The following is a 22641-nucleotide window of genomic DNA, read 5'->3' as shown; positions in this document are numbered from 1 at the left end:
TGGAAACGATGCGAGCACTAGTTACTGCGCTGGTGGTAAACCTTGTATTTAAACTGATCGGCACGAGCAACCGAGAGTGTGTACTCCACAACCTCGTTTGACTCGTTATACGTAGTCCTGACCAAATCGAGCACAGGCGAGCCCTCGACAATTCCCAAAAGGTGGGCATCGGTGGGACGGGCTATGCTCGCATAGAACTCCTCTTCGGCCACGCGAATCTTTTGCTGAAAATCCTGCTCAATCACATCGTAAAGCGGCTTACGCTCCAGCAGCGGTCGCTTTAGGGACAGAAATTGACGAACCGGTAGATAGCTGCGTTCGACCATCATGGGCATGTTGTCGGCAGAGCGAAGGCGCTTGAGCTTAAAAATGCGATCACCGATGCGCAATCCCATATGCTCGGCCAGATTCTTATCGGCCTCCATCTCGCAAAACTCGAGAATCGTGGTCTCGGGTTCTCGACCCATCGCGCGCATCTGCTCGGTAAAGCTGTAGGACTGCATAAGATTGGTTGCTTTTGCCGAACGGTCGGTCACAAAGGTACCGCGACCGTGCTGCCGAACCACCAGTCCTAAACGCTCCAGTTCCTGCAGAGCCAGGCGTACCGTAGTGCGCGAGAGACCATAGCGCTCCGAAAGTTCGCGCTCGGAAGGAATCATGTCACCGGCGCGATATTCATGGTCGATCTTTTCGGTCAGAATATCGACCAGCTGATCGTACAGCGGTTGCTTACGCGCTCCGATCGCCATCCTATCCTCCCTTTTGCTCGAATTCGGCTAACTACCTAGGGTGTTTAGCATTATCTGTCTGCCACACCCGAATCATCAAGAAAACAAAAGCCGCGCGCTCTTTCGAGCACGCGGCTTTTAACATACACATGGCTTAAGGGGTCGGGGTGTGAGCCGCGTAGGGACACACCCCTCAAGCTAGAGCCTTACCAGATGCTCGGCCAGAGACCAAGCGGGCCAGCGCCCAGGATGCCAAGGACGAAGAGCAGGAGAATGCCCTTGGTCGGGGTCCAGCTGTGCTTAGCGAACATGTAGTAAAGCAGCAGCGTAAGCATAAGCGGGACGAGCTTCGGGACGATGGTGTTGAGGGTGTCGGCAACAGAGAAGTTGACCGGATCCTCGGTGACGGTAGCGTAGGTCACGGACTCCATGCCGTTGCCCAGATCGGCGACGCCGCACTTGACCTCGTTGCCGTCGGCATCGGTGGCGGTGAGAGCGTTGCCGTCCTCATCGGTCATGGCGATGGTACCGGCCTCAGCGGTCTCGGTATCGATGCCCTCCATACCGGTGAAGTTCTCGGCCTCCTTCTCGGAGACGATCACGGTAGTGGCGGAGAGACCACGGGTGGTGCCGTTGGGGATCTGGAGGTTGATCTGGGTGCCACCCATGGTGACGACCAGGCAACCGACGACGAAGACGCCCATGATGGAAGCGGCACGCGTGAAGGCCTGCATGTTGGCGGTCAGAGCGTCAATAGCGCTGGTGCCAAGCTTGTAGGACCAGTTCATGAGCCAGAAGCGCAGAGCGAACTGGACGACGTTGAAGATCACCAGGAAGATGATCGGTGCAGCGGCGTTGCCGTTGATGGCCATGTTGGAGGTGATGCCGGCCGTGATAGGCACGAGCGTCAGCCAGAACAGGGCGTCACCGATACCACCGAGCGGGCCCATTGCGGCGACGCGGACGGCGCGGATCGTGGGGATGTCAACCTTGTTCTGCTCGAGCGAAAGCACGATGCCCATAACAAAGGTGACAAGGAACGGGTGGGTGTTGAAGAACTCCAGGTTGTGGCTCATGGAAGCCGCGAGGTCGTTCTTGTTGGTGTGGATCTTCTCCAGACCGGGGATGATGGAGTAGAGCCAGCCAGCGGCCTGCATGCGCTCGTAGTTGAACGATGCCTGCAGGAAGCAGGAGCGCCAAGCCATCTTGTTGAGGGTCTTCTGGTCGAGCTGCGGAGCAGGAGTGAGATCCTCGTAGTGCTCCGGGATCACATACTCATTAGATGCCATCTTCGAAGTCACCTCCGTCAGAAACAGCTGCACCCTTCAGCTCGGTCTGCTGCTGGAAGTCCCAGAAAGCGATGCCGAAGCCGATGAGAGCGAGGATGAGCAGAGCAGGGGTTGCCAGCGAATCGTTGGCAACGGTGATGAGCGCGAGGCCAAAGCCCATGAGGAAGAAGCCCCACATATCGCGGTTCATCATAACCTTGAGCAGGACGGCGAAGCCGACGAAGCGCATCATGCCGCCTGCAGCGGACAGACCGGTCTGCAGCCAAGTCGGGATGGCGGAAGCGATGGTCTGACCGATGGTAGCGCCAGCGATGAAGAACAGGGTGACGACGACAGCGAAGATCAGGCCGAGCAGAGCCATGGCGAAGTAGTTCAGGCGCTCGATGCCCTTGGTGTCCGCGTTGTGAGCCATGTTATCGGCCGTGGACATAAGCGGGGACATAAGCGTGAAGACCAGGGTAACGCCGAGCTGGCCAAGCAGAGCGAACGGAATGGCGAGACCGACTGCCGCGTTGGGCTCGAGGCCCGTGGCGATAGCGAGAATGGCTGCCATGATGCCGCCGATGACGGCGTTAGGCGGCTGAGCGCCTCCGATCGGCATGTTGCCGATCGTCATGAGCTGATAGGTACCACCCACGAGAAGACCGGTGTTGAGGTCGCCAAGGATAAGACCGATGACGGCGCCGGTGACGATGGGCTGATAGAGAGACTCGAGGAAGTCAAACTGGTCGATTGCCGCGATGAACGTGACGACGAAGACCAGAGCGATCTGGATGATCGAGTATTCCATCTTGCTCCTCCTTTCAAAATGTATGTACGCACTTTGGATATCACGTACAGAACGTCAGGGTTTCACTCCTGACAACGTGGATCACGAGGATTACGAGAAGAGCTTGCTCGTGTCCTCAACAGGCGTGCTCGGAACGCGCCTGATCTCCAACTCCACCCCCAATTCCTGCAGCTCTTTAAACGCAGCGACATCCTCGTCGTTAACTGCGACGGAGGTGGCGACTTGGCGCTTTCCTTCCGACATGTGCATGTTGCCGATGTTTACCTTCTTTATAGGCACACCGCCCTTGACGAGCGTAAGCACGTCTTCCGGTGTTTCGGCCACGATGAAGATCTTCTGGCGCGGGCTCGCCTTGCCAATGACGTCGATGGTCTTCTGCAGGGAGAAGAAACGCGTAGCGACGCCGGCGGGAGCGGCCATCTTCATGAGGTTCTGGCGCATGGTGTTGGACGCCACGTCGTCGTTGGCGACGAGGATGAGGTTGGAGCCCAGAGTGGAGTTCCACTGGGTGGCAACCTGACCATGAACCAGTCGGTTATCGATGCGGGTAAGAAGAATGTTGGGTTCTGCCATGTTGATCAGCTTCCTTTCGATATTTGCTGACGACAGTTACTTGATCTCCTGAATCGCGTAACGCGAAACATCTACGACGGCTCCGGATCGGACTTTGATCTGGACCTTCTCGCCTTCGATGCCTTTGACGGTTCCGTAGATACCGCCGGCGAAAAGAACCTCCTGACCCGGCTTGAGCTCGGTGTGCAGCTCCTTGAAGTACTTCTGCTTCTTCTTCATGTTGATTTGCGACCAGATGGTGTAAATCAAGCCCATGATGACAAGCAGGCCTAAAAGGGCGACCGAGGAGCTCAGGACGTTGGCTCCGAAATCGGCCATTAGATGCCGTCCTCGTCGCCGAAGATATCCTCTTCCTCGGAGCCGGCAACGGATGCGACCGTCTGGGCGGTGATGCCCGTCTGGCCAACGGTCACGGCCTGCTCGCCAAGCTCGGCGAGCGTGGCATTGCCGCGGAGGAACAGGAGCTCAATAACCATGGGAAGGTTGGTGCCAGTCAGAACCTCGACGTTGTCGACATCCTGGGCAATCATCATCGACTGGTTGAACGGGGTACCACCGAGCAAGTCGGTAAAGACGAGCACGCCATCGCACTCCTCGCGCATGGCGGTAATAGCGGCGCGGAGATCCTCACCGTAGGATGCGGCCTGATCGCCCTCAAAAGGAACGACGGTAAAAGCAGGCTGGTCGCCGGCAACCATAGCGATAGCGCTTGCAAGGCCGGGTGCGAACTGTCCATGACCGGTAAGAATAAAGCCAACCATTCAAATTTCCCTTCCGAAGGTGTGTACGATCTGAGTCCGATGATTTTCGGAAGCCAGCGGGCACTTGCCCTTAAAGCTTCTTAGAAAGCGTTCTTTGAAGACCAGTGGTTTCTAAACTGGTAGTAACCACGTGACGTGTTGTTGTCACTATATCACCCCAGAAGAGATCGCTTTCGCTGATTCAAACAGTAAAACGTTTTTGCACCGCTCACGGTGATATTTCGACCGTTTACCGCTCGTTAACACTTCTACCTGCGGTTTTGAAACCGTTTCGAAACGCTTTGGCAAAAGAACGGATCTTTCCCGGTGTCTAAACAACGCAGGGCGGCTAAAAATAGCGTGTAGAAAAATTGCAGGTCATTGTGAAGATATGTGAATTGGTCTTTTTGACTTAATACCAGTTAGAACCAGTTTTGAGATTATCGGTGAACGGTAGTTTTCGACCGTTCACCGGTCACTTGCAATCGTTTGCAGTTGTTTTCCCAGATGAATTAGGGGAACCCGATGGAGCGCTTGTGCGGGCGCGAGGCCTATCCTATTGATTTCGGCAACAAAAAGCCCGCTAGAACGTTGTCCGTTCTAGCGGGCTCAATCAGGTAGATCGGTTAGCGCGCAGTAGTGCAGGCAAACCTTACGCAAACAGGCCGTAGATGCTGATGTTGGCCTTGGCGTAGAGGCCGTTCGCATACTCGGTCCACTTGGAGCTGGCGCTCGAAGCCTGCGAGGAATACTGCTGGTAGGCGGTGTAATAGGCGGTCATGGCTTGCTTATAGGTAGCGCTATCGGCCGTAAAGGCATCGTCAGCGAAGGCCTTGGCATAGGTGCTGTCGGCATCCTTCCAGGTGCCCTTCTCGCTATCCCACTCGTCACCGGCAAGGTTGATGATGTAATCGGCGTAGTCCTTGCTCGCGGTCTCCTCGTTGCCGTCAGCAGGCTCGGTCGGGGCGGTCGGCATGCTTGCGGAGCTATCGCCCACCTTCTTCTTGTAGAGCTTCTGCAGCGTCGCGGACTGGCGGACGATCTGCTTGGCCTGGTCCTTGGACACGCCGTACTGCGTGGCCATGGTCTTGTAGTCGGAGGTGCCGATGGAATCCTCGGCATACTGCTTCATTTCCTTGGAAGAGACGGTAATGCCCTCGTCCTCGGCAGCGTCCAGCAGAATCTGGTTGCGCACGTAGGACAGGATAACGTCGGCAGACGGAGCGGTGTAGTTGCCGTCGTCGTCCTTGACGGTGTCAAGGCTGTACTGGCTCTCGATGGCCTCACGCGCGGTGATGTCGCTCTTCTTGCCGTTGTAGCTATAGCTCGCCACGGTCGAATCGAGCTGGTCCTCGGACAGGGTCGCCGAGCCGACGCCCTTGCCGCCAAAACCACCGTTGCCGATAAAGAAGCCGACCACAGCAGCGATCACGACTGCAACCACGAAGGCGGCAATCATCGTCTTCTTGTGCTTGGATGCGCGGTCGTCTTCGTCGGAACCCAGGATATCGTCGTCCTCGTCCTGCTCCTCGGGTATGAGGTTCTCGTCGGCGGCGTCCGCGGCGATCTTTGCCTCCAAGCGAGCGTCCTCCTCCTCGGCCGTCGTACCGGCGGCAATATGTTCGGCAGACGTACCGGCGACCAGATCGATCTTCTCCTCCTCATCACCATCGGGGCCTTCGCCGCGCTCGATGATCTGGATGCCGTCGATCTCGTCCTTCTCGTCCTTCTTTTGAATCAGACCCATATCAGTTACTCCTTGTTAGGAAACATAGTCCGCAATAGAATACGCCCGACAAAGCGCCGGGCGTATTGATTCTCAGGTTATACGCAAACACTTAAGTACTATTTAGGCGTTTGCAGTCTGCATGCCTTAGGCCAGGTGCGCGATAACGGCATCGGCAAAGGCCTGCGTGCCCACAGCGCCCTCAACGGAGCCGGTCTGGGCACGACGAACGTCGCCGGTAACCTGCTCACCCTCGTCGAGCGTGGCAGAAACGGCGGCGCGGATGCGATTGGCCGCGTCGTTCTCGCCCAGGTGATCGAGCATCATAGCCGCGGACAGAATCTCGGCCGTGGGGTTAGCGATATCCTGGCCAGCGATATCGGGCGCGGAGCCGTGCGTCGCCTCGAAGATGGCGCAGTCGGCACCGATGTTGGAACCCGGAGCCATACCCAGTCCACCTACCAGACCGGCGCACAGGTCGCTCACAATGTCACCGTACAGGTTGGGCAGCACCAGGACATCGAAGTCGTTGGGGTTCTGGACCAGGCCCATGCAGGTGGCGTCGACAATCTTGTCGTTGAACTCGATATCGGGATAGCTGGCGGCCACCTCGCGCGCAACGCGCAGGAACAGGCCATCGGTCGCCTTCATGATGTTGGCCTTATGCACGGCCGTCACCCTTTTGCGGCCGCAGCGGCGGGCGTACTCAAAAGCGTACTCCACAATGCGGCGGCTCTTGGCGATGGAAATCGGCTTGATTGAGATGGCGGAATCCGCGGCGAAGGTCTTCTGGCCCGAGCGCTCGACGAGCTGCGAGAGCTCCTCGACCTCGGCAGCGCCCTCATCGAACTCGATGCCGGCATAGAGGTCCTCGGTGTTCTCGCGCACGATAACCAGGTCGACGTCGCGGAAGCGCGAGCCGTCGCCCGGCTGCGACAGGCAGGGGCGCACGCAGGCGTACAGGTCAAAATGCTTGCGCAGGGCGACGTTAACGCTGCGGAAACCCGTGCCGACCGGCGTGGTGATGGGGCCCTTGATAGCAACCTTGGTCTCGGCGACCGCATCGAGCACATGTTGGGGCAGCGGCGTGCCAAACTCGTCCATGACGCCGGCACCGGCCTCCTGGACGTTCCAGTTGATCTGGACACCAGTGGCCTCGACCACGCGGCGCATAGCCTGCGTAATCTCGGGACCGATACCGTCACCAGGAATCAGGACTACATCGTGCGCCATAATCTGTTACTCCTCGTCTTCGGCGTCGTCAGATTTTTATACGCTAGCACGCTTCTTCTTTTTGGAGAGATCCAGGCCAAAACGTTTAACAAGCATTTCGCAAATCTCGCTCGAACGGGCCTTGAGATAGCTACCCTTGCCGTTCTCGGCATCGAACTTAAGGCGCAGCGCGAGCTTCTCGGCGACCTCGGCGTCAATCTCGCCCCGGCCAAACTCGTACAGGCAACCGAGCATGTCGCGATACTCGAGGTCGCCGTGGTAGCACTGGATGGCCTCGTCCAGGATGGGCCAAGCCTCGCGCGAACGCTCGACGCTCGTGGCGCCCCACACGCACAGCAGGCGGAAGGCGGCATAGCGCAGCGTGGACGAAATCTCATCGAACAGCGCGGTCTCGGCGCCCTCAAAGGCATCGCCCAGCTGCTCGGGGCAGGTGGTGGCGAGCGCCGCCAGGGCATCGAGAGCCTCCCAGCGGGTCTGAGCCTCGGGGCGGTCGAGCGCCTCGATCAGCGCGGGCACGCAGGGCACGACGCGCTGCGGATCGCGCTCGGCAAGCAGGTGCAGCACGCGGGCGGCAAACTGACGGATGCGGCGCGTGGGGCAGCCGAGCTCCTGGACCAGGCGGTCGACGGCGTTCTCGTTCTCCTCTGCCAGCTGAAGCTGTGCCAGCTCCTCGTCGGTGAGCTGTTCGTCTTTGTTTTCTGCCATAGTTACCTCTTCTTACTATTACTTAGCGTGCTTGCCAGCACCCTTGCTGTCATCGGTGACCGAGATGAGCTGTCGGTCGGCCGCGCCATTGCGACGCGCACGGCGGCGTTCCTCAGCGTCGCCCGCGTCGGCGGCGGCGCGATGAGCCTTGTTGACGTTAAAGACCTCGTCGTGTTTGCGCCACGGACCGACGGACTCGCCAAAGCTCATCTTAAGACCGGCGATAAAGCCGCCGAGCCAGCCGATCGGCGCAAACTGCACCAGCGGGAACAGTGAGAACACCCAGGTCAGCAGGACGACTGCCGCCGCGCCTGCAAAGTTGGCAATCCAGTAGTCGCGCTTGGTGATGACGCGCTTTTCGCACGCCCACTGGCCGCACAAAAAGCCAATGTAGATCGCGAAGAGAAAGAGCACCAGCGCAAGCACCACGAACGTCCAGCTCATGGGCGCTACTCCCCGTGATGGTGGCCGCAGCAGCACTCGTGGCCATCATCATGGCCGTGGCCGCCGCAGCACTCGTGGTCCTCGCCATGGTGGTGGCCGCAACCGCACTCATGGTCGTCGCCGTGCTCGCCGCAACCGCAGCCGTCCTCGTGAGCACCGTGCTCTTCGGGACGATACTGCGACCAGTCCAGACCGGCGGCGATGGCGTCGGCCTCCTCCTTATAGAGGACCGTGATGGCCTGGGTGCCCAGCTTGGCACCACCGATGGCATCGAGCATGTCGTAGAGCGTAAAGGCCACGTCGGCGCCGGGCAGCGCAAGCTCGCGATCGTCGGCATAGGCGAGCGCCAAGCGCAGGTCCTTGATGAAGTGCTCGACCATAAAGCCGGGCTTGTAGTCGCCGTCGAGCGCCTTGGTAGCCAGGCTCTCCATGGCGCCGGACTTGCCGGTACCGCCCAGGATCATCTGGCGGGTCTTCTCCAGATCAAGGCCGCTCAGCTCGGCAAATGCCATGGCGTCTGCCATGCCGACCATGCAGGCGCCCAGCGACACCTGGTTGGCGAGCTTGGCAGCCTGGCCCTTGCCGGCGCCGTCGAAGCAGCAGATGTTGGCCGCAAAGGTGGCAAGGATGTCGCGGACCGGCGCGATGTCGTTCTCGGTAGCGCCCACGATAGCCGTGAGCGTACCGGCGATAGCGCCCGACTCGCCGCCGGTGACGGGGCAGTCAAACGCCATGCGACCAGAAACCTGGGCGGCCTCGGCAATGTCACGGGCAAGCTCGGGCGAGCTCGTGGTGAGGTCGATCAAGACCGCGCCGGGCTTAGTGCACGCGAGCAGGCCGTCGCCCGCCAGGTAGAGTTCCTCGACCTCGGAGGGATAGCCCACCATGGTAAAGACGACATCGGCGTTCGCCGCGGCATCGGCCGGCGTATCTGCCCAGACGGCGCCGCGCTGGATAAGCGCCGCCGCCTTGGACTTGGTGCGGTTGTTGACCGTGACGGGATAGCCGGCGTCCAGAATGTGGCCGGCGATGGGGGCACCCATGATTCCGGTGCCGATGAATGCGACGGAGAGCTTGTTTGCCATGAAACCTTTCCTTTTGGGTTGGGTGTTGTTACCAGGTTGAATACTCGGTGCCAGCGTTTGGGCTGTGAGTCGAGGGCGATTACGGACGCAGCGCTTGCCTACTGACCGCGCACGCGGCGGGCGATACGGTCGGAAAGCGACGCCTTGTCGGCGCGGTTCTTACCCCAAAACGCGCAGCCCACCATGCCGGGGCCCACGTGCGAGCCGATGGTGGGACCCACGGAGCCGCGAATGATCGTGACGTCGGCGCAACCCTCCTCCTTGCGGATGGCGGCTTCGAGCCAGTCACCATCCTTTTCGGCATCGGCCGTCATGATGGCGATGGGCATGGTGCGATCGGGCACGTAGTTCTCGCGGAACGACTTGAGGATGGACTTGAGCGCCTTCTTGCGGCCGCGGTTGACGCCGATCAGCGACAGCGAGCCGGCCAGGTCGTAGGAGAGCTCGGGCTTGACGTCGAGCTTTGCCGTGAGCTGCGCCGCCGCGGGAGGAATGCGGCCGCCGGCAGCCAGTGCGTCGAAGCTCTCGAGCGTAAAGTAGCCGTGCACGTAGGTCTTTGCCTCGTTTGCCCAATCGACCAGCTGCTTGGCGGTCAGTCCCGCCGAACGCTGGCGCACGGCCTCGAGCGCCAAGAGCGCACCGGTCGCGCAGGGCAGAGCGTTGTCGACCACGTAGAGCTCAAAGTTGGGATACTCGGCGCGCACGACATCTGCCGCCTGGCACGCGGAGTTGTAGCTCGACGACAGCGCCGAGGTAAAGCACAGGTAGACCGTGGGCGTGCCCTCTTTGGCGCACTCGGTAAAAAACTCGATATAGCGACCGAGCGACACAGCCGAGGTGGACACGCGGGCACCGGCGCGCATGCGGTCGTAGAACTCCTTAGGGCTCATGCTCGACCAGATGTCGTCTGTGCGCTCCTCGCCATCGATAATGAAAGGGAAACCCAGGATATCGACATCGAGGTTCGCGGCGACCTCGGGGCTAAAGTCGCAGCAGGTATCGACGACGATGCGGCAACGGTTCGAATGACCGGCGGATGCGGCCTTGTCCATCAAAGCGACTCCTTACGTAAAAAGGCGGCCACCCGCATGGGATGGCCGCCAACCGTTAACTCATGCAAGTTAACGTATTTTACTCGTCAAGTGTTTCGATGCGGGGCTTGATGATGCCATATCCACCATTCTTACGGTGATACACCACATTGATGAGACCGGTCGTCGCGTTCTCGAACACGTAGAAGTCGTGGCCCAGCAAATCGGTCTGCACCAGCGCCTGCTCCTCGGTCATCGGGGTGACATCGATGACCTTCTCGCGGACGAGCAGGTCGTCGTCCTCCTCGGGCAGCAGCAGGTCGGCCAGATCCTCAACGCGCTCGACCGGCGCGACATCCGCGGCACTGGCACCACCCTGGCGGTTGTCCACGACCTTGGTCTTGAACTTGCGCAGCTGGCGGGTGACCTTATCGGCGGAGAGGTCGATGGCAGCATACATATCTGCGCCGTGCTCGGCAACGCGAATCACCGAACCGCGGGCACGAGCCGTGACCTCGACGATTGCCGGGTTGGGGTTCGAGGGGTTCTTCTCATAACGAAGCACGACGTCGACTGTCATGGGCTCGATGTCGAAAACCTTGAGCGCCTCGCCGATTTTCTCATCCACATGCGCACGCAGAGCATCGGTTACCGTCGTCTTGCGTCCAGAAACCTTGATATCCATACGTGGCTCCAATCTGCCTCGGGGACTTACTGTACTGGCTATGTACCCATTGCCGTGCATTTAATCACGCGATTTCCCAAAGACCCGAATAACGACTGCTTGATACCGCATACCGAAGTCTCGCACTTTTCCGTGGCAAAGTGCGCTATAGGAGGGCGACGACTTTGTATTTGGTCCCGAAAATTGGCTTTGACCTGCTGGTTTTATTGGGATGAAAAAGCCGGGCTCCCCCATCGGGGAAGCCCGGCAGTGCGTGTTGAAACCGTGAAGAGGCATCTCTCCTAGCGCATAGGAGACGCCACCCCTAGCAATAACTAGCTATTGAGCTTGTTAATGTCGTCGTCGGTGATAGTGCCCTCCTGGCTGGACGATTTATCCTCGGAGGTTGTACCCTCGCTGCTCGAATCGGAGGATGCGGACTCGCTGGATCCGGTGTCGGTCGACTGCACGTCGGCGCCCGAGACCGTCTTGGTGGTGAGATCATAGGGCATCGTGCCGTACCAGACGGAGTGGACCGCCTCGAGCGTGCCATCGACCGTGATACCGTCGAGGGCATCGCTCACGGCACGGCATAGCTCATCGTTGGCCGCGAGGCCCGCGACGTCGAGCGTCGAGGGTGTCTCGAGCGCGCCGACGTAAGAGATCTGGCTCATCAGGCGCGCAAGGTAGCCGCCGGCCGTGGAATCGCAAATCACGTAGTCGATCTCGCCGGACTCGAGTGCCTCAAAGCACTCGTTGATGTTGGTGAAGGTCTTCTGGTTGGCGGTGATGCTTTGCTTGGCAAGCGCCTCCTGCGAGGCCGAGGAGGTCTGAACGCCCAGGGTAGCGGTGTTAAGCGTTTCGGTGGAAACGCTCAGCGACTCGCCGTCGCTCGTCTTCCCGAACACTGCCGCAGCGTCGTACAGGCAAGTACCAAGCGTGCTGATGTCACCATCCGTGGAATTGATGTCGCCAATGAAGATGTCGGCCTTTTTGTCGCCGAGCGCGGAATCGGCAGAAGACGCATCGACGAAGGCGACCTTAAGGCCCATGCGACTTGCAAGGGCGCGGGCAGCGTCAACTGCGTAGCCCATGAGGTTGCCATCGGCGCCCTGCATGGCCTGCGGGGCATCGGAGGTATCGAGGGCAACCGTCAGGGTACCGGGAGTGACCAGGGCATCGTCCGACACCGTAGGGGTAACGGTCTCGCGCTCGATCTGGTCAATCGTGGGTGTCGTGAACGTGGACAGTGGGTTGAACGCGCATCCGCTCAAACCCAATACGGCAATGACCGCCGCGGTCCCAGCACCTAACCGAGCCGCGTGCATCAAGCTGCCCCTCACCATGTCCACTACCCTGCCTTCTGTGTCGTATACAATCCGTGCGTTGCGCGGAATAACGGGTTGTTCCCACCAGCTGACCTGGTATTTGACCCCACACTTGCGCACCGGGGTGTTTGCTCGGGAGGCCGTAACCACCTTCACGACTGGCCCGCTCGCCCGCGAGGCGGTATTGCCCCAAAGAAAGTAGAACGGACGGTGCGGCTTACATCTAGGACGCGCCATGATCGCGCCGCGCGCACGCGGTCGCTTACGTGGATCCCTTTGACCGCGTCTGTCTTGGACTAGGATGGACATTTCGTCCGTCCGCAACCACAGCCCGGCAGGAACGTAGCGCATTATAGCTAAGTTCAAGCTAAAGTTTAAGGTTAGGGACGTCATTCGCATCGTGAGCACAGATTTTGCAGGTCGGAGCGGACCATTCGTACCCCCATGAAGCCCGGAGCTCCCCTACGGGGAGCTCCGGGGCACCCGTCTCAGGGTGCCGCGGCCAAAAAATAGCAAATATGAGTACTGTTACCAATTTAGTAGCAGACAATTTTGGCCTCTCGGACAGATTTTGCGCTCAGTGTCGCCAACCTGATGCTTAGTTATTCTACATTTGTTTATTATCTTCTTACTTTACGACGCCTCCGAGTCCTAAATTCCTTGATTTTGCTGTTACTGATTTAGTGACAGTACTCATATTTGCCATATTTTGGCCAGGGCATATGATTAACCCCCTATTTTCGACGCGAATTAGACCGGCTTAAGCCCAAAACACGCCCGCAGCGTGTTAAGCAACGCCTCTTGCTTCTTTCTGCGGGCATCGACACGATTCCGGTACCGCTTTCGCATACGCTGGTGGATGCGCCATGCGAGCGCTTCCATCGCTTCCATGTCACAGAGCATTTCGTTGTTGACCGTCGCGACCTCGATTCCCATAGTAATCAAGCCCGTGTTGCGTTTTTCATCATGGATACGTCCCTTCCGGGAAGAATGGCCCAGCTCACCGTTGTATTCCAGGTCAAACCGGGCTGTTTCCTGATACGCATCGCAAACTGCATGCGGCATCCCCGAGATTGCCTGCGCGCGGTCATCGAACTCGATCTTGTAGTCGGTCTTAAAGGGACCGCAGGCAAATCCGCCATAGGAAAACGGAAGCGAAAACATGGCAAGCATGATGCACTCCATGGGTGAGCGAAGGTTTTCTGACAGGTAGGGACACAGGCGTAGCAGTTGTTTGGCCGCACTCCCCTTGCATGCCGCAAGGTAATCTGCCAGGCGATCGGGCGTCAGCACCGGCTCGACTTCAAAGTAGCCCACGTCTGCCGGTTGGTCCTTGTCCTTTGCAAGTCTATTCGCAACAGGTGAGGTGTAGGGAGGCAGATACTTCCCGCGATCACTCAGTGAAATCTTGGAACACAGTTCCTGGGCCAGGGCAAACGCCTGGATACAGCCGACCTCGCGGGCGACGGCAACACAAAGGGCCTCGGGAGATAGGCTACACACCCCCGATTCCACCTCTAGAATCGCGCCGGCAGGCAACCCGGAACACACGGACCAGTCCACGCCAGGCATGCGGCGGCGCTGCGCCGCAGATCCCACCAGCAAGCAAAGATCTTCTTGCACCTCGCCGCTTTTGGCTCCAATTCGCACCAGGTCGGGAAGATAGATATCCTCGGTCGAAGGCGATGACGTACACAGCACGCGGCGCTCTTCATCGGGATTGAGGTCCTTCCAGCCGATGTAGCCCATCTGCCGGCGCTCGGCTCGAATCATGCGCAACGCCGAGGCGCCCGTCAGGATCACGGAAGCCGCTAGCTGCTCTTTTGTCGGTTTGTTGCACTGCCTGATTGTTACCGCCACACGAATCACCCCTACCAAACGCGTGCGATAGCAAGGCCATCAACGGCCGCGGCACCGGCGCGCTTGAGTTCCGCCGAAGCCGCCGCCATCGTCGCACCCGTGGTGATAACGTCGTCGATAAGCAGCAGGCGGCGGCCCCGCACGTCCTCAACGGTCTCGTACATGCCTCGGGCGCGTTCACGGCGTTCTTCACGACCGAGTTCACGTTGGTCGCCATGGCCGTACTTAACGAGGGCGTCGAGCAGCGGAACACCCGACAGCCCGCAAAATGGGCGCGCGATGGCTTCCATATGATCGAAGCCGCGCCGCCGAAACGCCGCCGCCGTCGCGGGCACAAACACCACGGCATCGGCGCCGGACAACACACCGCCTAAGCGATCGGGTGCCGCGGCCTGGGCATGTAAGGCAGTGTCGTATAGCAGCTCTGCCAGATACGGCGCCAGGCGTCGCTCGCCCGCGTCTTTGTACGCTTTAATGATCCGCGGCAGCGGATGCGTGTAAACGGCACATGCCAGGCACCGGTCGAGTGCTTCGGCCATCGCCGAGGACGAGCCCTCGACCGAGCACTCGGTGCACAGCAAGTCTCCAAACGGGGCGCCGCATCGAGTGCAGCTATGCCGCGGGTCGATGAGCGCAAGCGCCGCCAAGCAGTCTTGGCAAATAAGCGCACCGGCGCGCTCGCAGCCGGCGCATCGCGTGGGCGACAACGCCTCAAGCGCCTCGTGCGCCGCCCGCTCGGCAAACGGTAGCAATTCGTCCGCAAACGGTAGGATGCCGGTACCTTGCAGGCATCCCAACACATTCAAATGTCTCTTCACGACACAACCCTCCCTACGCTCGGTCGCAGGGAGGGTTGTCGATTCAGCGCTATGGTACCCCGACGCGTTTGGGGCCAGACAGGTTAAATCCGTTTGCGGGTGCTATTCGCCGGTGGGCGGTTGCGGTGCGGACGAGTTTTGGGTCGAGCCCTCGCCACCATCTTGACGCGGCTTGCGGGAACGACGACGGCGACGGCGCTTCTGGCCCTGGTCGGCCGAACCCTCGCCACCACGATCTTCGCGCGACTCGCGTTCGTCGCGAGCAGCGCCGCGCGCGGCCTTGGCAGCCGCCCCTCCGCCATCTCCAGGGCGACGGCGCGTGACCTTGACCTCGCCATCCGAGACCTGATCGGCCACGGAGGGCACCGAGGGCTTTTGCTGCGTGCCCGAGGAATGGCGACGACGCGGACGCGGGGCGCGCTCGTCATCGTTGCGCTGCTTGCCACCCTTGTCGGCAGGCGTATCGGAACCCGAACCACCCTTGGGGGCGGCACCGGCTTCGCGAGCGGCTGCGGCGCGGAAGGCGTCCTCGCGCTCCTCGCTCGACAGATGACGGCGGCGACGGCGCGTGGGATTCATGCCACCGCCGCGGTTTTGCTGCTGGGGCTGCTGAGCCTCGCGCTCGCGGGGGGAATTCTTGCCTGCGGGAGCGGCCTCGCCGGTATCGCCCGAACCCGAGCGCTTGCGGCGGCGACGTCCACCGGCAGCCTCCTCGGCCTCGGGTGCCTCGGCCTTGCCGCGACCCTTACCGCGGCCGCGACCCTCGCCCTGGCTCTGACCCGCACGGGTATCGGCGTCCGCATCGCGACGGCGGCGCTTGGGCATCGTCGTCCCCGCCAGACGGTCGGCGCTCGACAGGCCATCGCCCACGTCGACGCCGTTCTCGCGGTCGAGCTCCATAAGCGCCAAGCGCATCTCGGGCGACTCGATACGCTCGAGCACATCGCGCGTCACGCAGTCGGGGCGGCAGTTGCAGCCCTGCTCGGCGGCCTTCTTTTTACAGCCCTCCGAGCAGGTCATGTCGGCCAGGTTGACCTTAAAGACTTTGCCGTTCTCCAGGCGCAACACCAGCTGCTCACGCGGCGTGTCATATTCCTGGATACGCGCCTTGCCAAGCGGCGTATCGATAAGCGTCTTCTTTTTGGGCGCGCGGCTCTTAAAGTCCTTGTACGCCTCGAACTCGTAGCGCAGGCAGCACATCAGGCGGCCGCAGACGCCGCTAATTTTGGACGAGTTGAGCGGCAGGTCCTGCTCTTTTGCCATGCGAATCGAAACCGGCTCAAACTGTCCGCCAAAGCGCGTGCAGCAGAGCTCCTGGCCGCACTGGGCATAGCCGCCCACCAGGCGGGTCTCGTCACGCACGCCGATCTGGCGCATGTCGACGCGAATGTGCAGCGTCGAGGACAGGTCCTTGACGAGCTGACGGAAATCGACGCGCTCCTCGGCAGCAAAGTAGAACACAGCCTTCTCGCCGCCAAACAGGTACTCGACGCCGACCGGCTTCATCTCGAGGTCGAGCTCCTTGACCAGACGGCGGAAGTCGACCATGGCCTCGTCACCCTGGATAGCCAGGTCGTCGGCAAGCTGCAGGTCGATGTCGCTCGCTACGCGCAACACGGGCTTGAGCGGCTGACCGATTTCGTCGAGCGGCACCTCGAAGGGATCGGCCGTGACCAGGCCGATCTCGGTTCCGCGCTCGGTGGAGCAGATAGCATAATCGGCCTCGAGGATATCCAGATCCTGTGGGTCGAACCACAGGTCGCGCGAGGCGTAGGTAAACTTAACGGGTACGACTAACGGCATTTCAGTGCCTTCCTGATATCGAACAGCATGACCTCGATGGCCAGCTGGGGAGTAACGTTTCTGGCGATGTTGCGCTCAGCGGTCGCGACTGCCTCGAGCGCCCGGGTGGCACCCGCAACATTCGTCGCCGCGGCAAGCCGCCCGATCGTGTCGCGCACGTCCTCGTTCACAACGTCTGCCGCCTCATCCTGAAGTGTCAGCAGCACGTCGCGCATGAGCGTCCGCGCGCTCGCCAGCGCTTCCATGATACCCGAACGCTCGCGCGCGTTGAGTTCGCGCTTGTTGCGGTCCTCAAGCTGCTTCAATGCTCCACGCGACAGGTAGTCGGCATTTTGCTCGAGCACCTTTTCCTGCGTGGACTTGACCTCGGCGAGCGGCGCCTTGACGGCGACGATGAGCGACTTGGCGCGACTGAGCACATCGGCCTCGTCGGCGGCGATGAGCGAGTCGATGGCACGGACCATCTGACGACGGGCGTCCTGGCGCTCGGCGCTCTTGAGGAACTCGATGCCACGCGTGGGGCTTCCCGCCACAGCGACGGCCATGCGGCAACGCGCAGGGTCCTGACCGGTGGCGCGGCTCACGGCCTGCGCAGCCACAGTGGGCGACACCAGCCGAAACGGTACGCACTGGCAGCGGCTCACGATGGTGGGCAGCATCACGTCAGCCGAGGTGCCCAACAGGATGAACATGACGCCCTCGGGCGGTTCCTCGAGCGTTTTGAGCAGCGCGTTGGCGGTGTTGGCGCGCAGTTGCTCGGCACGGTCGATGATGTAGACCTTTGCCTTGGCGCGAATGGGCGCCAGGGGCACGTCATCGAGCAGCTCGCGGGTCTGCGCGATGAGGTAGCCCGTAGCGCTTTCGGGGGTGTAATAGTGCACGTCGGGATGCGTGTGCCGAGCAACGCGCACGCAGCTGTCGCACGAACCACAGCCATCCTGCTCGCACAGGAATGCCTGGGCAAGCGCCCATGCGGCGTCGAGCTTACCGGCACCGGGCGCGCCCAAGAACAGGTAGGCGTGCGATGCACGGCCGCTTGCGATGGCGTTGGCCAAAAAGTCGCGCACGCGCTGTTGGGTGTCGAGCTTGGCCAGCAGGCTTGTCTGCGCGGGGGCCATGTTACTCAGCCTCCTGGGCAAGCGCAGCGGCGACGGCATCCTGGGGGATGTCGAGACCGTACGCACGAACCAGCTCGACCGTCTGCGCGAAGACGTCTGCGATCGACGCAGTGGCGTCGATGAGCTTCACGCGGTCTGGCTCCTCGGCAGCAATGGAACAAAATCCCTGATAAACGCGCTCCTGGAAGGCCATGCCCTTTGCCTCCATGCGATCCGCCGCACCGCGGGCCGCCATGCGCAGCGCCGCCTGCTCGGGCGTGATGTGATAGACGAGCGTGAGCGCCGGATGCGTACCGGTGACAGCCAGGTTGTTGGCATCGCGCACCATCTGACGGTCGAGGCCATCGGCAAACGCCTGGTAGCAGGTCGTGGAATCGTAGAAACGGTCGCACAGGACCACCTTGCCGGCAGCGAGGGCGGGAGCTATGACCTCATGCACCAACTGAGCGCGTGCCGCCTCGTAGAGCAGCAGCTCGCAGGTGTCGCCCATCGCCGTATTGGCAGGGTCGAGCAGCAGGGCGCGGATCTTTTCGCTGATGGCGGTACCGCCCGGCTCGCGCAGGCTCACAACCTGGTAGCCAGCGAGCTCGAGCGCACGGGCAAGTAGGCGCGCCTGCGTGGACTTGCCGGCGCCGTCGACGCCCTCGAGCGTGATAAAGCTATGTTGAGCGGGCTCAAAAGCCATGGGCGCAGCCCCTTCCTACAAGGCGCGTAAATGCAGATATATCAACTAAGCCATGATACCCCAGGGGCAGGCGCGTCCCAAATCCAACCTAGCCATCGAGGCATCCCCGAAGTTGCGGTGAAATAGGGACTGTTTGGCGGTCTCAGAGCTTCAATCAGTCCCTATTTCACCGCAACTTATGATGGGGAATTTTGGACGCTGGGTATAATCGTCGTATTGCATTGAAATGTGGCGAAAGGAGTGGCAATGTCTCGGTATTGCGCCTCGTGCGGCAAGCTTCTTGCAGATAATGCCAAGTTCTGCACCTCGTGCGGTGCACCCGTTGAGCAAACAACCGCGAGCGATAGCCAGCCCGCTTTTGAGCAGACCGGCTCCCTTGATACGCCGCAAGCCAAGGCGGACGACCCCCTCGCCTATCGCCCCGACCCCGCCGCAAGCCCTGCGGCCGTCGAGACCACGCAGCGCATACCCGTCGCGAGCGGCTCGCCCCAACAGGAGCCGGCTCCCGCATACACGCCCGCTTCGCCACAGACCCCCGCTCCCAAAAAGAGCGGCACCGGGCCGCTTATCGCCGTTATTGTTGTGCTGGTGGCGATCATCATCGCCCTGGTCGTTTTCTTTGTGATCAAGCCTTTCGACAACGCCGCCACGCAGACGACTGCCGAGGTAGCTAAGCTGCACCATGACGTCGACGACGATGACCTAAAGCCTCTCGGCGATCCCAACAGCCTGTACGACGATGATGACGATGACGACGAGGATGGCGGCGAAGCAACGCTCTCCGAGCAGAATCTCTACCGCCGACTGAGCGAATACTACGACTTGCTCGAAGACCTCGACAACTACGTCCGTGGCTGCGCGCAGAACTTCAACGGCAGCTATCTGGAAGAAGATCGCACCACCCGTCAAAATCTCGCCGACGTCGCCGAGCGCACAGAGGACACCATCGAGCAGTATTACGACATCGTCGAGGACCTGGACGTCCCGACGAGCTCTAAGAACTACAGTTCCTGGAAAGACATCGTTGCCCTGTATGACGACCTGGATCACCGCATTGACGCAATCTGTGATGCCTGGGAGATCAGCCTGAAATACACCAAGCCTGCGGATCACAAGAATGAGATCGTGGCGCCGCTGTCGCGCGACAACGTGGCGGGCACCAATGACAATAAGTACCGCCTAGACTTTGAGGAGCGCTACCCCGGCGCCAAACCCGTCGAAGTGAACTAGCGCTTTGTCGTTCCCGAGCCGGCAGTTAGGGACGTTCCTAAACTGCCGGCAGAAAAGGAACGTCCCTAACTGCCAGATAAAAAAACGAGCGAGGATTTTGAGGTCCTCGCTCGTTTTTGTTTTAGGTGATGTCTCGACCGTGCGGCTACTTGTCGGCAGCGGTCTTTTTGGTAGTCGACTTCTTGGCCGTCGTCTTTTTGGCGGTCGTCTTCTTGGCAGCAGTCTTCTTTGCCGACGTCGTCTTCTTAGCCGTGCTCGCCTTAGTCGTGGTCTTGCGGCCGCGTGCCGGCTTCTTCTCCTTGGTCGGGCAGTCCATGTTCACGCAGATGCGCCACGGGCCGCGCGCCGTGTTGACCACCACGATGGGGGCGCCGCACTCGGGACAGGTCTCGCCCGTCGCCTCGAGTTTGCCACGTGCCGGAAGCGGATAGCTCACGCCGCAGTCATCGTAGTTGGTGCAGCGGATAAAGCGCTTGCCGCTCTTCTCGCTCTTGTGTGCGATCAGGTCGCCATGGCGTCCGGCCTCGGCACACACCTTGCACTCACCCACCTTAAGGTCGGGTTCGTAGTTAGTGGGGCACGTGGGGTTCACGCAGATCTCAAAGGCCTTCTGACGGAACGGCTGGCACTTAATGCGCGGCGCGCCGCACTCGGGGCACACGGCTGCCTCGCCCTCGAGCGGGCTCACCTTAACGCCGCTCGGCACCGGATAGGTCACATCGCAGTCGGGCCAACCCATGCAGCCGATAAAGCTGCCACGGGTCTTGGCGCTCATCTTCATGACCAGGTCCTTGCCGCACTTGGGACAGGCGCCCACGCGTGCATCGGCCGTGACGGCGTCGCTGATAGCGTCGCCCAGCTCCTGCGTATGTTTGAGCAGCTCGTCGAGCACACCGGCCAACAGCGCGCGCGAGTGCGTCACGACATGCTCTTCGGTGTCCTCGCCGCGCTCCACGCGGGTCATGTCGCCATCGAGCTCGCTGGTCATATCGGGGCTCGTGATGCGCGGGGCAAACTGCGACAGCGCATCGATGATGGCGATGCCCAGCTGACTCGGCTCAACGGGATCGTTTTTGAGATAGCGCACGGCATACAGGCGCTCGATGATGCTCGCGCGCGTGGACTTGGTGCCCAGGCCACGCTTTTCCATCTCTTGCACGAGCTTGCCCTGGCTGTAGCGCGCGGGCGGCTCGGTCTGCTTGGCCTCGAGCTTGATGTCGAACACGTCAACCGTATCGCCCTGCTCAAGCGGCGGCATCTGTTCGTCACGCTTAAGGCCATACGGATAGGCTTCGCGGAAGCCCGGAGTCACGAGCACGTCACCCGAAGCCACAAACGGCTCGCCGTTGACGTCGAGCTCGAGCTTGGTGTTCTCGATGGTCGCGGGGCCCATAAGCGTCGCCAGGAAACGGCGGGCAATGAGGTCGTAAAGCTTACGCTGGCCGCCATCGAGCGTGGACGGATCGCCCTCGCCCGTGGGGTAGATGGGCGGGTGGTCGGTGGTCTCGACCTTGCCGCGCGTGGGCTTCATAGGACCGGCGAGCACCTTTTTGCACACGGGTGCCAGCGCCGGATTAATCTTTGCCAGGTCGCTTACCACGGCGCCCAGATCGAGCGTCGCGGGGTATACGGTGTTGTCGACACGCGGATAGCTGATGAGGCCCGCCATGTAGAGAGACTCGGCGATACGCATGGTACGTGCAGGCGAGATACCCTCGGCTGCGGCGGCAGCCTGAAGCGAGGTGGTCGCAAACGGCGTAGGCGGTTGCTGTTTGCGCGAGCGCTTGGTCACCGCGGCGACGGTTGCCGTCTTGACACCGTCGACGTTGCCATACGCCGTCTCGGCAGCATCCTTGTCGGTAAAACGCGTCGTCTTGTGCGCAATCTTAAAGCGGTCATCCTCGGCAGCGCCCTGCGCGGCACCCATGCCGCGAATCTGCCAATAATCCTCGGGCACAAACGCCATGCGTTCGCGCTCGCGCTCGACCACCAAGGCGAGCGTCGGGGTCTGTACGCGGCCGGCGGAGCGCACGTTGCCAAAGCCGCCAAACTTGGCGAGCGTCAGGTAGCGCGTGAGCACCGCGCCCCAAATGAGGTCGATGTGCTGGCGGCTCTCGCCGGCGTCGGCCAGGTTCTGGTCGAGCGAGACAAGGTTATCGAAGGCCTGCGTGATCTCGGCCTTGGTAAACGAAGAATACTGAGCTCGAGCGACCGGCAGGTCGGGCGCCACCTCGCGCACCTTGTTGAGGGCGTCCGAACCGATCAGCTCGCCCTCGCGATCGAAGTCCGTGGCGATGATGACGCTGTCGGACTTTTTGGCAAGGTTCTTAAGCGAGCGGATGAGTTCCTTCTCGGCCGGCAGCTTAATGACGGGTGCCCAGGTGAGATACGGCAGACTCTCGAGCTTCCAGCCCTTGATGGAGATGCCGTCGGCAAGAAACGGCTTGCGCTTGGTGTCGTAGGGCGGGCGTGCCAGGCCATCGGGCATGTCGGCCGGCAGCATCTCGCCGTCCTCAGTAACCGAATACCAGCCCAGCTTTTTATCGAACAGCACGCTGTCGCAAAAATCGGGCGCAAGGATGTGACCGGCCAGGCCGATGGTCACGCACTCCTCGCCCTTCCACTCAAAACGGTAGATGGCGGTGTTGTACACCTTATCCTTTTTGGGTTTGCCCGTGGACAGACGCTCGGCGATCTGACGCGCAGCGTCGTTTTTCTCGGCGATGATGAGCTTCAAAAGAGGCTCCTATCTCGTGTCTCTGCGGCTACGCCCGCCCGTATGGCGGCCGAT

General features: G+C 60.9%; 21 protein-coding genes. 1 reads left to right on the top strand and 20 read right to left on the bottom strand.

All coding sequences use genetic code 11. The annotated features are described in order from the left end of the window. Nucleotides 1–17: 17 nt before the first annotated feature. The 19 genes from AB5767_RS02185 to tmk form a co-directional block, all read right to left on the bottom strand. Complete coding sequence (locus tag AB5767_RS02185; protein ID WP_022094608.1) at nt 18–749, bottom strand: GntR family transcriptional regulator; 732 nt, start codon at nt 747–749, stop codon at nt 18–20. Between the two features lie 185 nt (nt 750–934). Further along, a complete protein-coding gene (locus AB5767_RS02180) occupies nt 935–2017 on the bottom strand; it encodes a PTS system mannose/fructose/sorbose family transporter subunit IID (protein WP_368131734.1) in 1083 nt (360 codons plus the stop codon). Further along, nucleotides 2007–2807 (bottom strand): PTS mannose/fructose/sorbose/N-acetylgalactosamine transporter subunit IIC, encoded by an 801-nt coding sequence (locus AB5767_RS02175; protein WP_022094610.1) that lies wholly within the window; start codon nt 2805–2807, stop codon nt 2007–2009. The genes AB5767_RS02180 and AB5767_RS02175 overlap by 11 nt, the downstream gene beginning before the upstream one ends. 90 nt (nt 2808–2897) lie before the next feature. After that, on the bottom strand, nt 2898–3380 hold the full coding sequence (gene agaV, locus AB5767_RS02170) for a PTS N-acetylgalactosamine transporter subunit IIB (RefSeq protein WP_022094611.1): 483 nt from the start codon (nt 3378–3380) through the stop codon (nt 2898–2900). Nucleotides 3381–3416: 36 nt separating this feature from the next. After that, the gene (gene yajC, locus AB5767_RS02165) at nt 3417–3698 is read right to left on the bottom strand and encodes a preprotein translocase subunit YajC (RefSeq protein WP_022094612.1); all 282 of its coding nucleotides are present in this window, start codon (nt 3696–3698) and stop codon (nt 3417–3419) included. Next, on the bottom strand, nt 3698–4141 hold the full coding sequence (locus tag AB5767_RS02160; RefSeq protein ID WP_055310428.1) for a PTS sugar transporter subunit IIA domain-containing protein: 444 nt from the start codon (nt 4139–4141) through the stop codon (nt 3698–3700). The genes yajC and AB5767_RS02160 overlap by 1 nt, the downstream gene beginning before the upstream one ends. A 631-nt stretch (nt 4142–4772) precedes the next feature. Continuing rightward, complete coding sequence (locus AB5767_RS02155) at nt 4773–5867, bottom strand: hypothetical protein (RefSeq protein WP_368131732.1); 1095 nt, start codon at nt 5865–5867, stop codon at nt 4773–4775. A gap of 126 nt (nt 5868–5993) precedes the next feature. Then, nucleotides 5994–7079, bottom strand: coding sequence for an isocitrate/isopropylmalate dehydrogenase family protein (locus tag AB5767_RS02150; protein WP_368131731.1), 1086 nt, complete (start codon nt 7077–7079; stop codon nt 5994–5996). Nucleotides 7080–7115: 36 nt separating this feature from the next. Continuing rightward, on the bottom strand, nt 7116–7784 hold the full coding sequence (locus tag AB5767_RS02145; RefSeq protein WP_368131729.1) for a hypothetical protein: 669 nt from the start codon (nt 7782–7784) through the stop codon (nt 7116–7118). Between the two features lie 18 nt (nt 7785–7802). Next, a complete protein-coding gene (locus AB5767_RS02140; RefSeq protein ID WP_346964050.1) occupies nt 7803–8228 on the bottom strand; it encodes a hypothetical protein in 426 nt (141 codons plus the stop codon). Between the two features lie 5 nt (nt 8229–8233). Continuing rightward, the gene (locus AB5767_RS02135; protein ID WP_368131727.1) at nt 8234–9313 is read right to left on the bottom strand and encodes an NAD(P)-dependent oxidoreductase; all 1080 of its coding nucleotides are present in this window, start codon (nt 9311–9313) and stop codon (nt 8234–8236) included. Nucleotides 9314–9411: 98 nt separating this feature from the next. After that, the gene (locus tag AB5767_RS02130; protein ID WP_022094619.1) at nt 9412–10365 is read right to left on the bottom strand and encodes a DegV family protein; all 954 of its coding nucleotides are present in this window, start codon (nt 10363–10365) and stop codon (nt 9412–9414) included. Nucleotides 10366–10444: 79 nt separating this feature from the next. Beyond that, a complete protein-coding gene (gene hpf / locus AB5767_RS02125) occupies nt 10445–11029 on the bottom strand; it encodes a ribosome hibernation-promoting factor, HPF/YfiA family (RefSeq protein ID WP_006236248.1) in 585 nt (194 codons plus the stop codon). A 314-nt stretch (nt 11030–11343) separates the two neighbouring features. Further along, nucleotides 11344–12336, bottom strand: a complete 993-nt coding sequence (locus AB5767_RS02120; protein ID WP_368137016.1) for a substrate-binding periplasmic protein — start codon at nt 12334–12336, stop codon at nt 11344–11346. 750 nt (nt 12337–13086) lie between these two features. Next, nucleotides 13087–14196, bottom strand: coding sequence for a hypothetical protein (locus tag AB5767_RS02115; RefSeq protein ID WP_368131723.1), 1110 nt, complete (start codon nt 14194–14196; stop codon nt 13087–13089). A gap of 11 nt (nt 14197–14207) precedes the next feature. Then, complete coding sequence (locus AB5767_RS02110) at nt 14208–15014, bottom strand: ComF family protein (protein ID WP_253279182.1); 807 nt, start codon at nt 15012–15014, stop codon at nt 14208–14210. Between the two features lie 102 nt (nt 15015–15116). Next, the gene (locus AB5767_RS02105) at nt 15117–16817 is read right to left on the bottom strand and encodes a PSP1 domain-containing protein (protein ID WP_368131722.1); all 1701 of its coding nucleotides are present in this window, start codon (nt 16815–16817) and stop codon (nt 15117–15119) included. After that, entirely contained in the window at nt 16808–17935 is a 1128-nt protein-coding gene (locus AB5767_RS02100; RefSeq protein WP_368131721.1) for a DNA polymerase III subunit, read from the bottom strand. Before AB5767_RS02100 ends, AB5767_RS02105 begins: the two co-directional genes overlap by 10 nt. A 1-nt stretch (nt 17936) precedes the next feature. Then, complete coding sequence (gene tmk, locus AB5767_RS02095; protein ID WP_055310417.1) at nt 17937–18620, bottom strand: dTMP kinase; 684 nt, start codon at nt 18618–18620, stop codon at nt 17937–17939. Between the two features lie 246 nt (nt 18621–18866). Here tmk and AB5767_RS02090 point away from each other — a divergent pair, with 246 nt between their 5' ends. Further along, nucleotides 18867–19850 carry a zinc-ribbon domain-containing protein gene (locus tag AB5767_RS02090; protein WP_368131720.1) on the top strand — a complete coding sequence of 328 codons (984 nt, stop codon included), beginning with the start codon at nt 18867–18869 and terminating at the stop codon, nt 19848–19850. A gap of 145 nt (nt 19851–19995) precedes the next feature. Here the strand turns inward: AB5767_RS02090 and AB5767_RS02085 are convergent, their stop codons facing one another. Then, the gene (locus AB5767_RS02085; protein ID WP_368131719.1) at nt 19996–22587 is read right to left on the bottom strand and encodes a DNA topoisomerase I; all 2592 of its coding nucleotides are present in this window, start codon (nt 22585–22587) and stop codon (nt 19996–19998) included. Nucleotides 22588–22641 lie beyond the last annotated feature (54 nt).

Source organism: Collinsella aerofaciens (assembly GCF_040926265.1).
Classification (GTDB): Bacteria; Actinomycetota; Coriobacteriia; order Coriobacteriales; family Coriobacteriaceae; genus Collinsella; species Collinsella aerofaciens_BB.
The sequence above is the reverse complement of the archived record's forward strand: the minus strand, read 5'-3'. Positions and strand labels throughout refer to the sequence as shown.

Excerpts from the sequence above, each read along its gene's own strand:
- AB5767_RS02185 (WP_022094608.1), bottom strand. The coding sequence starts at position 749 with ATGGCGATCGGAGCGCGTAAGCAACCGCTGTACGATCAGCTGGTCGAT.
- AB5767_RS02180 (WP_368131734.1), bottom strand. The coding sequence starts at position 2,017 with ATGGCATCTAATGAGTATGTGATCCCGGAGCACTACGAGGATCTCACT.
- AB5767_RS02175 (WP_022094610.1), bottom strand. The coding sequence starts at position 2,807 with ATGGAATACTCGATCATCCAGATCGCTCTGGTCTTCGTCGTCACGTTC.
- agaV (WP_022094611.1), bottom strand. The coding sequence starts at position 3,380 with ATGGCAGAACCCAACATTCTTCTTACCCGCATCGATAACCGACTGGTT.
- yajC (WP_022094612.1), bottom strand. The coding sequence starts at position 3,698 with ATGGCCGATTTCGGAGCCAACGTCCTGAGCTCCTCGGTCGCCCTTTTA.
- AB5767_RS02160 (WP_055310428.1), bottom strand. The coding sequence starts at position 4,141 with ATGGTTGGCTTTATTCTTACCGGTCATGGACAGTTCGCACCCGGCCTT.
- AB5767_RS02155 (WP_368131732.1), bottom strand. The coding sequence starts at position 5,867 with ATGGGTCTGATTCAAAAGAAGGACGAGAAGGACGAGATCGACGGCATC.
- AB5767_RS02150 (WP_368131731.1), bottom strand. The coding sequence starts at position 7,079 with ATGGCGCACGATGTAGTCCTGATTCCTGGTGACGGTATCGGTCCCGAG.
- AB5767_RS02145 (WP_368131729.1), bottom strand. The coding sequence starts at position 7,784 with ATGGCAGAAAACAAAGACGAACAGCTCACCGACGAGGAGCTGGCACAG.
- AB5767_RS02140 (WP_346964050.1), bottom strand. The coding sequence starts at position 8,228 with ATGAGCTGGACGTTCGTGGTGCTTGCGCTGGTGCTCTTTCTCTTCGCG.
- AB5767_RS02135 (WP_368131727.1), bottom strand. The coding sequence starts at position 9,313 with ATGGCAAACAAGCTCTCCGTCGCATTCATCGGCACCGGAATCATGGGT.
- AB5767_RS02130 (WP_022094619.1), bottom strand. The coding sequence starts at position 10,365 with ATGGACAAGGCCGCATCCGCCGGTCATTCGAACCGTTGCCGCATCGTC.
- hpf (WP_006236248.1), bottom strand. The coding sequence starts at position 11,029 with ATGGATATCAAGGTTTCTGGACGCAAGACGACGGTAACCGATGCTCTG.
- AB5767_RS02120 (WP_368137016.1), bottom strand. The coding sequence starts at position 12,336 with ATGCACGCGGCTCGGTTAGGTGCTGGGACCGCGGCGGTCATTGCCGTA.
- AB5767_RS02105 (WP_368131722.1), bottom strand. The coding sequence starts at position 16,817 with ATGCCGTTAGTCGTACCCGTTAAGTTTACCTACGCCTCGCGCGACCTG.
- AB5767_RS02100 (WP_368131721.1), bottom strand. The coding sequence starts at position 17,935 with ATGGCCCCCGCGCAGACAAGCCTGCTGGCCAAGCTCGACACCCAACAG.
- tmk (WP_055310417.1), bottom strand. The coding sequence starts at position 18,620 with ATGGCTTTTGAGCCCGCTCAACATAGCTTTATCACGCTCGAGGGCGTC.
- AB5767_RS02090 (WP_368131720.1), top strand. The coding sequence starts at position 18,867 with ATGTCTCGGTATTGCGCCTCGTGCGGCAAGCTTCTTGCAGATAATGCC.